Origin of the sequence: Pseudarthrobacter sp. S3, from assembly GCF_050156905.1 — a bacterium.
Lineage (GTDB): Bacteria > Actinomycetota > Actinomycetes > Actinomycetales > Micrococcaceae > Arthrobacter.
On record NZ_CP189583.1, the window covers coordinates 2,259,178 to 2,270,626 of the forward strand.

Sequence of the window (11,449 nt, forward strand, 5' to 3'; positions counted from 1 at the left end):
AGGCAGGCAACCGCAATGGCGGAAACCTGCGTTCTTTACCCTACCTAGGTTTCAATAATTTCGCCGGTGGCCATATTCACGGCCGGAACTGCATCGCCGGCCGCATCTGCGCCGCTGAAGTGGGCCACGATGGCGTTGGCAAGGGAAGGTCCAATGCCCTTCGCCGACGTGAGCTCGGCCGCGGTGGCGGCTTTGACACCCTTGACGGACCCGAAGTGGGTGAGCAGTGCCTTGCGTTTGGACTCGCCAAGGCCTGGCACGCCGTCCAGCGCCGAGACGGTCATGGCCTTACCGCGCTTTTGCCGGTGGAAGGTGATGGCGAAGCGGTGGGCTTCGTCACGGATCCGCTGCAGCAGATAGAGTCCCTGCGATGTCCTGGGCAGGATCACGGGGAAGTCGCTGTCCGGCAGCCAGACTTCCTCAAGCCGTTTGGCCAGGCCCACGACGTACACATCCTCTATGCCAAGCTCTGCCAGCGCCCGGGCTGCGGCGTTGACCTGGGGCTGGCCGCCGTCGACCACCACCAGGTTGGGCGGGTACGCGAATTTTGCTCGCGGCGCCGCCGTAGTGGTGTCCAGGACGGCGGCATCGGCGGCTGCTTTCACTGCGGCTTGATGCCCGGGCAGGGCGGACGCCTCGACCTGCGCCGACTTATCCTGCAGGTAATACCGGAAGCGCCGCGTCAGGACATCATGCATGGCGGCGGTGTCGTCCGCAGCGGCGGCCCCGGTGACGGAGAATTTCCGGTAGTCGGACTTCTTGGGCAGCCCGTCCTCGACCACCACCATGGACGCCACGACGTTGGTGCCCTGGACATGGGAGACGTCGTAGCATTCGATCCGCAGGAGCGCCACGGGCAGGTCCAGTGCTTCCTGCAGTTCCTGGAGTGCCTGGGAGCGTACGGTGAGGTCCCCGGCGCGGCGGGTCTTATGCAGTTTGAGCGCGTGTTCGGCGTTTTCACGGACAGTGGACATCAGCTCAGCCTTGTCGCCGCGCTTCGGCACCCTGATATCCACCTTGGCTCCCCGCAGGCCGCCGAGCCATTCTGTCAGTTCCGCCGCGTTGCTGGGCTCTACGGGCACCAGGACTTCGCGGGGCAGCCGCCCATGGCTGTCGCCGTCGTCGCCGTAGACCTGCTGCAGCAGGTGTTCCACCAGATCCGGGGTGGTGGCATCCTCAACTTTTTCCACCACCCAGCCGCGCTGGCCACGGATCCGGCCGCCCCGGACGTGGAAGACCTGGACGGCGGCTTCCAGTTCGTCCTCGTGCAGCGCGAAGACATCGGCGTCGGTGTCGTCGGCGAGCACTACCGCATTACGCTCAAAGACCTTCCGCAACGCGGTGATGTCGTCACGGAGCCTCGCGGCACGCTCGTAGTCGAGAGTGCTGACAGCCTCGGCCATCTGCTTTTCGAGCTTGGTGATGAAGCGTTTAGCCTCACCGCCCATAAACGCGCAGAAGTCCTCCGCCAAGACCCGGTGTTCCTCCGGGGTGACCCGGCCAACACAGGGAGCGGAGCATTTATCGATATAGCCCAGCAGACAAGGCCGGCCGCTTGCCTGGGCCCGTTTGAGAACGCCGGCGCTGCAGCTGCGGACGGGAAAAACCCGTAGCAAAGTGTCCATTGTTTCCCTGATTGCGCCGGCCGTATACGGGCCGAAATACCGGGTGCCTTTGCGGCGGTCCCCCCGCATGACCTGGACCCTAGGGAGCTTCTCGCTCATGGTGAGGGCCAGGTACGGATAGGTTTTGTCGTCGCGGAAGACCACGTTGAACCGGGGCTTGAATTCCTTGATCCAAGTGTATTCCAGCTGCAACGACTCCAGCTCGCTGCCCACCACCGTCCACTCGACGCTGCTGGCCGTGTGGACCATTGCGTGGGTTTTGGGCAGCAGGCCCGCCGGGTTCGCGAAGTAGGAATTCAGGCGCGAGCGAAGGCTTTTAGCCTTGCCGACGTAGATGACCCGGCCGTGTGGATCGCGGAACCGGTACACCCCGGGGTTCGTGGGAATTTCACCCGTCTGGGGCCGGTACGTTGCTGGATCTGCCACTACTTCATTCTACTAATCCGTGCTCTTACTTTGGTTGTAGCTGGTGGAGCGTTCCTGGCCGCTGAGTTCGGCGATTGCATCCATGATGCGGTCCGTCACCTGGCGGCGCGCCGGCAGCGAATGATCCGGTCCGGTCTTGTCGAAATACAGAGGCTCCCCCACCTTCATGGTGAAGTGATGCGGCCTGAAGCCCTTCTCACCGGCCGGCTGCAGATTTTCCGTCCCGATCAGGCCGACCGGGATCACGGGAACTCCGGTTGCCAGTGCAAGCCAACCCACACCGGTGCGGCCGCGGTAGAGAATACCGTCCCGCGACCGTGTGCCTTCCGGGTAAATGCCGATGCCCTTGCCGGACTCCAGGATGTCCAAGAGAGTTTTGAGCGCCTGGACGCTCGCCGCCTGCTCGCCACGCTCCACGGGGATGGAGCCCACAGACTCGAAGAAGGATTTCATGACCTTTCCCTTCACGCCACCCGTGGTGAAATACTCGGCTTTGGCGAAGAAGGCCACCGGCCGCGGCATCAGTGCCTGGACGATGACGCTGTCAAAGAAGGAGAGATGGTTCGGCGCCACAATGAAGGGCCCCTCTTTTGGGACATTTTCAAGGCCGACGACGGTGGGCCGGCAGGTGCCCGCCACGAGCCCGCGAAATGTCCAGCGGACCGCCTCAAACAGCGCCATCGTTGCGCACCTCACTCATCGCGGCGGTGCGGATGGCTTCGAGGCGCCCGATGGCGGCGAGCATGCCCGCGGCGGTGTCCACCACGGTGACGGCCCCGGCTTCCTCGAGTTCGCCGTCGGGGGCGAATCCCCAGCCCACGCCGATGCAGTCTAGCCCGTTGGCGATGGCTCCCGCCACATCCTGGGCGCGGTCACCCACCATAACGGCATGCTGGGTGGACAGGTCGGTCAGTGCGGCGGCGATGATCTCTGCCTTGCCTACCGGACCGTCCGTTGAGAGTTCGTTGTCTGCCGAACCCCGGATGGACTGGAACAGCCCGGCGATGCCGTGGTGGCCCAGCACGATCTGGGCCAGCCCCTCGGGCTTCTGCGTGGCGACGGCCACGGGCCTGCCTTCCGCAGCAAAAGTCTCCAGCACTTCCTTGATCCCGGGGTACAGCAGGCTCTGGGCTATCCCCGTGGCCAGGTAGTACTGCCGGTACGTCCGGATGACTTCATCGAGCATCTCGGCCGGAACCTTGCAGACACTCTGGAGTGCGTCGCTTAGTTTCGGGCCGATCATCGACTGCAGGACGTCCTGGCCGGGAACCGGCAGACCTGCGGCGGCAAGGGCGGCTGCGATTCCGTCGGATATACCGCCGGCCGGATCGACAAGAGTGCCGTCCAGGTCAAAGATCACGGGCACTGTTGTTTGAGTCACCGGCTTAGTTTCTCACGACACCGAGCATGCCCGAAACTCGCATGCCCGACACGGCATACGTCCTTGGAAGCCAACCGCCTAAGTCAGTATCTCCGCGAGGAAGGATGCCGTGTGGCTCTTGGTGGATTTCGCCACCTGCTCGGGAGTGCCGGTGGCCACGATCTGCCCGCCGCCGGAACCGCCGTCCGGTCCAAGATCCACGATCCAGTCGGCGCTCTTGATGACATCCAGGTTGTGTTCGATGGTGATCACCGTGTTGCCCTTGTCCACCAGTCCCTGCAGGACCATCAGTAGCTTGCGGATGTCCTCGAAGTGCAGGCCCGTGGTGGGCTCGTCGAGGACATAGACGCTGCGTCCGTTGGAGCGCTTCTGCAGTTCCGCGGCAAGCTTGACGCGCTGGGCTTCGCCGCCGGAGAGGGTGGTTGCCGGCTGTCCCAGCCGGACGTAGCCGAGGCCCACGTCCACGAGCGTGTTCAGGTGCCGGGCGATCGGCGAGAAGGCTGCGAAGAACTCCGCACCTTCTTCGATGGGCATGTTGAGCACATCCGCGATGGTTTTGCCCTTGTAGTGCACTTCAAGGGTTTCCCGGTTGTAGCGTGCGCCGTGGCACACCTCGCAGGGAACGTAGACGTCCGGCAGGAAGTTCATTTCGATCTTCAGTGTGCCGTCACCGGCGCAAGCTTCGCAGCGCCCGCCCTTGACGTTGAAGGAGAACCGCCCTGGCAGGTAGCCGCGGACTTTGGCCTCGGTGGTTTCGGCGAAGAGCTTTCGGATGTTGTCAAAGACACCGGTATACGTGGCGGGATTCGACCGGGGGGTGCGCCCGATGGGGCTCTGGTCCACGTGCACCACCTTGTCCAGGTGCTCCAGGCCCATGATGCTCTTGTGGCGTCCCGCTACCTGCTTGGCGCCGTTGAGCTTGTTGGCCAGCACTTTGTAGAGGATCTCGTTGACCAGCGTTGACTTGCCGGAGCCGCTGACGCCGGTCACGGCGGTGAACAGGCCCAGGGGGAAGGCCGCATCAACGTTGACCAGGTTGTTTTCACGGGCCCCGACGACCTTCAGCTCACGCTTTTTGTCGTATTTGCGCCGCTTCTTGGGGATGTCGATCTTCTTGCGTCCGGACAGGTAGTCGCCGGTCAGTGACTTGGTGTTGGACAGGAGGTCCTGGTACGAACCGGAGTGGACGACCTGTCCGCCGTGCTCGCCTGCGCCCGGTCCGATGTCAACGATCCAGTCCGCCACCTGGATGGTGTCCTCGTCGTGTTCCACTACGATGAGCGTGTTTCCCATGTCCCGGAGCCGCGTCAGGGTGTCAATGAGCCGGCGGTTGTCGCGCTGGTGGAGGCCGATGGAGGGCTCGTCCAGGACGTAAAGGACGCCCACCAGGCCGGAACCGATCTGGGTGGCGAGGCGGATCCGTTGCGCTTCGCCGCCGGACAAGGTGGCGGAGGGGCGCTCAAGGTTCAGGTATTCCAGCCCGACGTCGAGCAGGAAGGTCAGCCGGGCCTGGATTTCCTTAAGCACCTGGTGGGCGATCTGGGCTTCGCGGCCGGTCAGGACCAGGTTGTTCAGGAAGTCCGCGCACACCCGCATGGGCATGGCCGCTACATCTGCGATGGACTTGCCGTTGATCAGGACGGACAGCGAGGCGGGGTTGAGCCGGGCGCCATTGCACGCGGGGCACGCGATCTGCCGCATGTATTCTTCATAGCGGTCGCGGGCCCACTCGGAGTCCGTCTCACCGTGCTTGCGGTGGACGTACTGGATGGCACCCTCGAAGCCGGTGCTGTATTTGCGTTCCCGTCCGAAGCGGTTCTTGTACTGGACAACCACCTTGTGGTCCTTGCCGTGCAGGACAGTCTGGCGGACGTCCTTGCCCAGCTTCTCCCAGGGTGTGTCCATGGAGAATCCAAGCTCATTTGCCAGCCCTTCGAGCAGGCGGTTCCAATACTCAGTGGTCGCGGTGCCCAGTGACCACGGCGCGATGGCGCCCTCGGACAACGACAGCTCCGGGTTCGGAATAATCAGTTCTTCGTCAACCTCGAGCCGTGTACCGATGCCGCTGCACGTGGAACAGGCGCCGAAGGGATTGTTGAACGAGAAGGAGCGCGGCTCGATTTCATCGATGGCCAGGGGGTGTTCGTTGGGGCAGGCGAGGTTCTCCGAAAATGCCCGCAGCCGTCCCGGCGCGTCTGCGTCCAGATCGACGAACTCGGCCAGTACCCGGCCTTCGGCCAGGCCAAGCGCCGTTTCAACGGAATCCGTAAGGCGCTGGCTGATGCCTTCCTTGACCACCAGGCGGTCCACCACCACTTCAACGGTGTGCTTGAACTGCTTGCCGAGTTTGGGGGGCTCGCTCAGCTGGATCAGCTCGCCGTCCACCCGGGCACGCGAATAACCCTTGGCTGTCAACTCCTTGAAGAGGTCCACGAACTCGCCCTTGCGCCCACGTACCACCGGCGCCAGGACCTGGAATCGTGTGCCCTCCTCAAGCTCAAGCAGCTGGTCCACGATCTGCTGCGGCGTCTGCCGGGCCACAACCTCGCCACAAACGGGGCAATGCGGCCGACCCACGCGTGCCCACAGCAAACGCATGTAGTCATAAATTTCGGTGATGGTGCCAACCGTGGAGCGGGGGTTCTTACTGGTGGACTTCTGGTCAATCGATACCGCAGGCGAGAGGCCTTCGATGAAATCGACATCCGGTTTGTCCACTTGGCCGAGGAACTGGCGGGCATAGGCCGACAGGGACTCAACGTAGCGCCGCTGGCCCTCGGCAAAGATCGTGTCGAATGCCAGCGATGACTTCCCGGAGCCGGATAGCCCGGTGAAAACGATCATGGCATCACGGGGCAGATCCAGGTCCACATTGCGCAGGTTATGCTCCCGCGCGCCCTTAACCACAAGGCGGGAGAGGTCTGGCCGGGCAGGCATGGCTGAGGCCCGGGTAACGGCGACGGGGACGGATTCGACTGCTGTTTCTTCAGCTACGGCTTTAGGCACCCACTAATGCTAATCGAAAACTTCTTCGAATTTCCATGCGGGCCCGGCTAGCCGGCGTCGTACGCTGCTGCCAGTAGCTTGACTGCTTCGGCAAAGGTGGCACCTTGGGCCTTTGCCACCGATGCATAGGAGTTGGCGGCAAGGGACAGCGCATCCTCCCGCTCATCACGCGCGCACACCAGGGTGCCGTTCCTGCCGTTCGTAGCCACCACACCGGCTGCCTCCAGCTCCTTGTACGCCCGCGCAACGGTGTGGGGTGCGACGTCGAGCAGCCCCGCCAACGTACGCACCGCCGGCAGCTTGGTTCCCGGCGGAAGGGCGCCACCGTCCGCCAGACGGATTACGTGCAGGCGCAGCTGTTCAAACAGTGGCACCGTGCTCGACTGATTGGGCTTCCAGGTGCCGGGGAACGGACCGCCTGAGGTCATCGTCCGGCCTCCAACGTGCCGGTGCGGCCGGCACGCCCGGCGAACTGCGCGTTGTACAGCCGCGCATAGCGGCCGTTGGCTGCCAAGAGGCTTCGATGGGTTCCCTGTTCTGCGATGCGTCCGTGTTCCATGACCAGAATTAGATCAGCGTCCCGGACAGTGGACAAACGGTGGGCGATGACAAAGCTTGTTCTTCCGCGGCGCAGCCTCTGAGTAGCCTGGCGGATCAGGGCCTCCGTACGGGAATCCACCGAACTGGTTGCCTCGTCCAGGACCAGCACAGTGCGGTTCGCCAACTGCGCCCGGGCGATGGAGATCAGCTGGCGCTGCCCCTGGCTGAGCGGCTCTCCGCCGTTGCCCAGCACCGTGTCGTATCCGGCGGGCAGCGATCTGATGAGGTGGTCCACATGGCTCGCCTCTGCCGCCGCGGTGACCTCAGCATCTGTGGCCCCAGGCCGGCCGTATTCGATGTTCTCCTTGATGGTGCCGGAAAACAGCCACGCATCCTGGAGCACCACCCCAAAACCTTCACGCAGGACGTCCCTCGGAATATCAGCGATGTTGGTACCGCCGATGGTGATGCTGCCGGCGTCGACCTCATAGAACCGCTGGAGGAGATTAACAATGGTGGTCTTGCCGGCGCCCGTATGGCCGACAATTGCCACAGTCCGGCCCGGTTCCACCGTGAACGAGAGTCCACGGACCACCGGGTCAGCCCGGACATAGCCGAACGTGACATCGCTGAACACAATCCGACCGCCCGGACCGGCTTCGCGGCCATCACCTTCACGCTCAGCAGGTAGCTCCTCAGCATCGAGCAGGTCGAACACGCGGCGCGCCGATGCCACGCAGGACTGGATGACGTTGAGCATGCCGCCGATCTGGCCCACAGGTTGGGTAAAAAGCCGACTGAACTGGATGAACGCCTGGATCCCGCCGATGGTCATGGCCCCCGTGGTGACCTGGAGCGCCCCCACCACCGCCACGGCAATGTAATTCACATTGGCAATGAGGACCATCAACGGCTGTACAAGGCCCGATGAATATTGGGCACGTGCCGATGCCCTGGCAAGGCGGTCGTTGCTTTCCTTAAAGGCTGCAGCCGCCTGGTCCTGGTACCCGAAGGCCTTGATGACCTCGTGCCCGGTGACGAACTCCTCCACGTGGGCGTTCAAGGCACCCGTTTCGGTCCACTGAAGGGCAAAATGTGCTTGGGATTTCCGGGCCACCAGAACGGTGATAAGGGTGGACAGCGGCACGGAAACAAGAGCGATCAGTGCAAGGAGAGGAGAGATCCACAGCATCATGGCCAGGGCACCGCTGAGCATCAGAATGGACATAATCAGCTGCGTGAGGACCTGGCTAAGCGCTTGCGAAATATTGTCGATGTCGTTGGTGACGCGGCTCAGGACGTCTCCCCTGGACTGCGTCTGGAAGTACGTGGAAGGAAGCCGGTGCAGCTTGGCCTGGACGGATGCCCGGAGGCCATACATCAGGCCGTGTACCGCGTTGGCTGTCAACGCTCCCTGGATCCAGTTGAACAGGGAAGCTCCGACGTACATCGCGGCAACGGCGGCCAGCAGGATTCCCAGCCGCTGCCCATCGAGCACTCCGCTGTAGACCCCATCCACCACCACATCGGTGGCATCACCGAGGTAGTTCGGCGCCGCTACGTTGAGGAACACAAAAGCGCAGGTGGCCGCAACGGCACCCAGCATCCGGCCCCGCGACGGGCGCAGCAATGCAAGGACACGTCGTGCAGTGGGCCAGAAGCCGTTGGACGCCGCCCCGGTGCCGGATACAGCCATCATGGCGCGTCGCCCAGTGCCAGTTGGGACCCGGCGATTTCCCGGTAGGTGGCAGATGTCTCCAGCAACTGCAGGTGCGTCCCCTCTGCGACCAACCGGCCGTCGTCGAGTACCAGGATCTGGCCGGCGCCGGCAACGGTGGAGATCCGCTCCGCCACGACAATGACCACTGCGCCGTGAAGTGCCAACTCCAGGGCATCCCGCACTCGGGCCTCGGTGGCAAAGTCCAGCGCGGAAAAGCTGTCGTCAAACAGATAGACGGGAACTCTCCGCAGGAGGGCACGTGCAATGCAGAGGCGCTGCCGCTGGCCGCCCGAGAGGGTGGTTCCCCCCTGCCCGACCTCTGTGTCCATACCCAGTGGCAGCGCACGGACGAAGCCGGCCGCCTGGGCTGTCTCCATGGCTTCCCACAGCTGGCCGTCGGATGCCTGCGGAGCTGCGACGCGCAGGTTATCGGCGATGGTTCCGGAGAAAAGATGCGACCTTTGCGGCACAACCGCCATGGTCCGGCGGAGGACATCCAAGGGCATGGAACAGATGTTCCGGCCGCCGATGCTGACGGTTCCGGCCGTGGAGTCCACGAAACGGGGCACCAGGCTCAAGAGTGTCGATTTTCCGCTGCCCGTGGAACCGACGATTGCAACGATGGTTCCTGGCCGGGCTGTGAAGCTGATGTCTTCAAGTACTGGATTTTCGGCGCCGGGGTAGGAGAAACTCACGTTCCTGAAGGTGACGCTGCCGCCATCCAGTGGGCTCCCATGGCCGGTCCCACGGGACATCTGATGGTACTGGACTGATGGTTTTGCGTTGAGCACGGCACCCAGCCGCTCTGCGCAGGCGGCGGCCCTCGGAGCTGTCATAAACACGTACATGGCCATCATGATTGCCAGCAGGATCTGCAGGATGTAGGCGATGAAGGCCGTGAGGGCGCCGATGTTCATCCCGCCGTCGTAAACCCGATGGCCACCGAACCACACCACGGCCACCGATGACAGGTTGACCACAATCATGATCAGCGGCAGCATGCCGGCAACCAACAGCGACGACTGAAGGTTGTTGCCGGTTAGGCTGCTGTTGGTCTTCGCAAACCGTCGTGTTTCGTGTCCCTGCCGGACGAAGGAACGGATCACATTTGCGCCGATGATCTGCTCGCGAAGGAGTTCACCCGTCCGGTCCAGGAGCTCCTGGCCCTGCCGGTAAAGGGGCACCAGGCGCCGGACGATAAGATACATGATCAGCAGCAGGATGGGCATGATGGCGATTACGACGCTTGAAAGCACTATGTCCTGCTGCCATGCCAGCAGGACGCCCCCAGCCGCCATAACCGGCGCCGCCACCAGCGTGGTGAAAACCAGGACGGTGAACGACTGGATCTGCTGGGTGTCGTTGCTGGCCCTGGTGACGAGGCTTTGTGTGCCGAAGGCCGCCACCTCCTGGGAAGAGAGGGACTGGATCCTGCTGAAGACCTCGGCGCGCAGCTGGTGCCCGATCTTCATAGCCACCACTGCCCCGATGTAGCCCGCGCCGATGGCCGCCGCTGCCTGGACCGCGGCGATCACAGCCATCACAGTGCCCAGGCGGAAGATTTCCGGGGTGTTCCCGGCCACGATGCCGTCGTCGATGATGGCGGCATTAACAGTGGGCAGGAGTAGGTTGCCTGCGGTCTGGACGAGCTGGAGAGCAGCGATCGCGGCCACGGCACCCTTATGGCCAGCCAGAAGCCGGACCATTAAGCCGAAAAGCATCGCACCTCCAGGACGGGATTTGGGAGGCTGGTCAGGGTCCGGCCGTTGTGCCATCCCCAGGAGCCGCATTCGTCATTGTAACCAGCATCACATTCTCTTCTTAGTCACAGGGCATTGCCGACCATGTCGAGAACTTCAAACGAATGGAGTTTATGTGCTGGGCTGCTTTTGCGCTACGGCAAAGATCCTCCGGAAGGGAAACACCGTGCCGTGGACCGTTCCCGGGTACGCGGCACGCAGGGCCGCCGCAAACTCGGCTTCAAAGGCGAGGCTGTCCTCGGCTGAAAGGGCCGCCACGACCGGGCGCAACGCCGTGCCCCGAACCCAGTCCAGCACCGGGTCCACCCCTGTGAGGACCTGCAGGTACGTGGTTTCCCAAGCATCCGCCGTGCAGCCCGCGTCCAGCATGATGCGCAGGTAGTCTGTGGGCTCGCCCACGGAGTCCCCACCGCGAAGTACCCCGACGAGCCGGGAAGACCAGCGGGCCGAACCCGCGAGGTCCCGCATCAGGACATGGGACGGGGCGTTGAAATTTCCCGGCACCTGCATGGCGAACCAGGCACCGGGCTTGAGCGCCGCCAGCCAGCCCGCCAACATTTCCTGGTGGCCCGGCACCCACTGAAGGGCGGCGTTGGTGACCACCACGTCGGTGTCAGCCGGGGGCGTCCAGGCCGCGATATCCGCCAGCCTGAAGCTGAGGCCCGCATGGCGGGCTGCCTGCGCGGCAGCCTTGTCCAGCATCTCCCCGGACGAATCCAGCCCCACCACTTTCGCTTCCGGCCATCGCCGGGCGAGGATGGCCGTGAGGTTCCCTGGACCACAGCCCAGATCCACAACGCGCCGTGGACGGTCCGCCTGGATCCGCCCCGTCAGGTCGAAAAAGGGCCGGTCGCGGTAGTCGTCGAACTGGACGTACTTTACGGGGTCCCACTTCACAGTTACCTCCATCGCCTGGTGCTCCATGGCAGTACCGCGAGCCTAATACCGGCCCGCCCGGATATCAGGCACCGGCTGGGCACTAAGCTGGAAA

At 63.6% G+C, this 11,449-nt stretch carries 8 protein-coding genes; all 8 read right to left on the bottom strand.

The features are described from left to right. Nucleotides 1-44: 44 nt before the first annotated feature. On the bottom strand, nt 45-2,051 hold the full coding sequence (uvrC, locus tag ACQCSV_RS10830; RefSeq protein WP_354155844.1) for an excinuclease ABC subunit UvrC: 2,007 nt from the start codon (nt 2,049-2,051) through the stop codon (nt 45-47). A 12-nt stretch (nt 2,052-2,063) separates the two neighbouring features. Beyond that, on the bottom strand, nt 2,064-2,732 hold the full coding sequence (locus ACQCSV_RS10835; protein ID WP_282330735.1) for a lysophospholipid acyltransferase family protein: 669 nt from the start codon (nt 2,730-2,732) through the stop codon (nt 2,064-2,066). Beyond that, nucleotides 2,719-3,432 carry an HAD hydrolase-like protein gene (locus ACQCSV_RS10840; RefSeq protein WP_354155845.1) on the bottom strand — a complete coding sequence of 238 codons (714 nt, stop codon included), beginning with the start codon at nt 3,430-3,432 and terminating at the stop codon, nt 2,719-2,721. The genes ACQCSV_RS10835 and ACQCSV_RS10840 overlap by 14 nt, the downstream gene beginning before the upstream one ends. 78 nt (nt 3,433-3,510) lie before the next feature. After that, complete coding sequence (uvrA, locus tag ACQCSV_RS10845; RefSeq protein WP_354155846.1) at nt 3,511-6,438, bottom strand: excinuclease ABC subunit UvrA; 2,928 nt, start codon at nt 6,436-6,438, stop codon at nt 3,511-3,513. Between the two features lie 47 nt (nt 6,439-6,485). Next, on the bottom strand, nt 6,486-6,866 hold the full coding sequence (locus tag ACQCSV_RS10850; RefSeq protein WP_354155847.1) for a GntR family transcriptional regulator: 381 nt from the start codon (nt 6,864-6,866) through the stop codon (nt 6,486-6,488). Then, nucleotides 6,863-8,677 (bottom strand): ABC transporter ATP-binding protein, encoded by a 1,815-nt coding sequence (locus tag ACQCSV_RS10855; protein WP_426938403.1) that lies wholly within the window; start codon nt 8,675-8,677, stop codon nt 6,863-6,865. The genes ACQCSV_RS10850 and ACQCSV_RS10855 overlap by 4 nt, the downstream gene beginning before the upstream one ends. Then, nucleotides 8,674-10,419 (bottom strand): ABC transporter ATP-binding protein, encoded by a 1,746-nt coding sequence (locus ACQCSV_RS10860; protein WP_354224018.1) that lies wholly within the window; start codon nt 10,417-10,419, stop codon nt 8,674-8,676. Before ACQCSV_RS10860 ends, ACQCSV_RS10855 begins: the two co-directional genes overlap by 4 nt. Before the next feature lie 150 nt (nt 10,420-10,569). Further along, nucleotides 10,570-11,355 (bottom strand): trans-aconitate 2-methyltransferase, encoded by a 786-nt coding sequence (locus tag ACQCSV_RS10865; RefSeq protein ID WP_354155850.1) that lies wholly within the window; start codon nt 11,353-11,355, stop codon nt 10,570-10,572. Nucleotides 11,356-11,449 lie beyond the last annotated feature (94 nt).

What these genes read in the sequence shown, in the direction of transcription:
- ACQCSV_RS10835 (WP_282330735.1), bottom strand. Translation starts at nt 2,732, where the DNA reads ATGGCGCTGTTTGAGGCGGTCCGCTGGACATTTCGCGGGCTCGTGGCG.
- ACQCSV_RS10850 (WP_354155847.1), bottom strand. Translation starts at nt 6,866, where the DNA reads ATGACCTCAGGCGGTCCGTTCCCCGGCACCTGGAAGCCCAATCAGTCG.
- ACQCSV_RS10855 (WP_426938403.1), bottom strand. Translation starts at nt 8,677, where the DNA reads ATGATGGCTGTATCCGGCACCGGGGCGGCGTCCAACGGCTTCTGGCCC.
- ACQCSV_RS10860 (WP_354224018.1), bottom strand. Translation starts at nt 10,419, where the DNA reads ATGCTTTTCGGCTTAATGGTCCGGCTTCTGGCTGGCCATAAGGGTGCC.